The 1,234-nt window shown below is 67.0% G+C and carries 1 protein-coding gene and 1 pseudogene; both read right to left on the bottom strand.

Annotated elements, in window-relative coordinates:
- Nucleotides 1-177: 177 nt before the first annotated feature.
- A pseudogene (locus E6P78_RS32510) lies at nt 178-1,017 on the bottom strand (helicase associated domain-containing protein); the annotation flags it as partial.
- 28 nt (nt 1,018-1,045) lie between these two features.
- Nucleotides 1,046-1,234 (bottom strand): IS3 family transposase (locus tag E6P78_RS33790; RefSeq protein ID WP_168712766.1); only part of this gene is annotated, 189 nt, incomplete at its 5' end.

Genomic DNA, 1,234 nt, shown 5'->3' with positions numbered 1-1,234 from the left:
CTCGTTCACCAGAAAGGTGCCTTGATCCTCTGCCCGGATACGTCCTCAACACGCGCATCCTTGCAGGTCAACGGCGCCTTTCTGCTGTCAGGGCGTCAGCTCGGACAATTTCGGTGAATAGCCGGGGCTAACCCAGCCTCGGATCTATGCCAAACGAGAGGGATCTGGCCGACCACGTCAGATCCAGTCGATGCCCAGCTCCCGCAGGGCGGCGAGCTGTTCGGGGGTGAGTTTGTCGCGTCTGGTTTTGGTGTTGGAGATCCATACGCCCAGCTTGATGGTCACCGGCTCAGTCTCGCCGTCGACCGCGATCGACTCACTGTGTCCGCGTGGTACCGGCCGGTCCGCCCCTTCCCGCTCGACCCACTGCGTGAGGGCCGTAAGTCCTCGCTGGAACGCCTGCTGCGCCTTGGTCGGGCCCATCGCCGCACGGGTGGCCGCAAGGGCTGGAGACGGCGTCTGGGCGGACTTGATGCCCAGCTTAGAAAGCCGTTCCTGCTGTTCGGTGGAGAGCTGCGCCCAGGTGCCTGGCTGGCTCTGCCGCTTCAGCCATCGTCCGATGTCGTCGCCGTCCATGAGTACGCCGGGTGCGATGTCGGGCAGCACGCCGTCGGCGTCGACCAGGTCGGCGAGGACGCGGTAGTGGCGTTGCCAGTCGAGCGGCCAGGGGCAGTTCCAGTCGGGGTCGATCTCGGTGAGCTGCGCTGCGCGCACGGCGGCCCGCTCCGGGTCCTTGCCCAGGCCGCCCTTCCGGCGAAGGTTCGCCATGTGCTGGCCGACCGGGACCATCGCCTCGCCCTCGCCCCACGCCGCGTCCTGACGCGGCGCGAGGTGCCCCATGGCCCGGTGGTAGGAGCGGAGCGCGGCGAGCTTGTTCTCCCACGCCTCCTCGCCCGGCTCCCACACCACTCCGGCCTCCGGGGCGTCCAGCAGCGTCTTGCGCCGCTCCTCCAGCTCGCCCGCCCGCAGCGCCTTCCGCTGCTGATGCACCCAGCGGCCAAGCGGAAACGACTTTGAGGTTCCCCCGCTGTGCGGGAGGTGTTGACTAGCTGGTCAGGGCGGGGTGACGTAGTTTCAGGTTCACTTGTTCGGTCGTTGCCTGGTTGACGTAGTGCTTCTCCTCGTACTCGATCGGGCTGAGGTAGCCGAGGCGTTTCTGGATGCGGCGGGGGTTGTAGAAGCCGTCGATGTACTCGAAGAGCGCGAGGTTCGCTTCGGCCCTGGTGGCGAAGAC

Source organism: Streptomyces sp. A0958 (genome assembly GCF_004795035.1).
Taxonomy (GTDB): domain Bacteria; phylum Actinomycetota; class Actinomycetes; order Streptomycetales; family Streptomycetaceae; genus Streptomyces.
The sequence above is the reverse complement of the archived record's forward strand: the minus strand, read 5'-3'. Positions and strand labels throughout refer to the sequence as shown.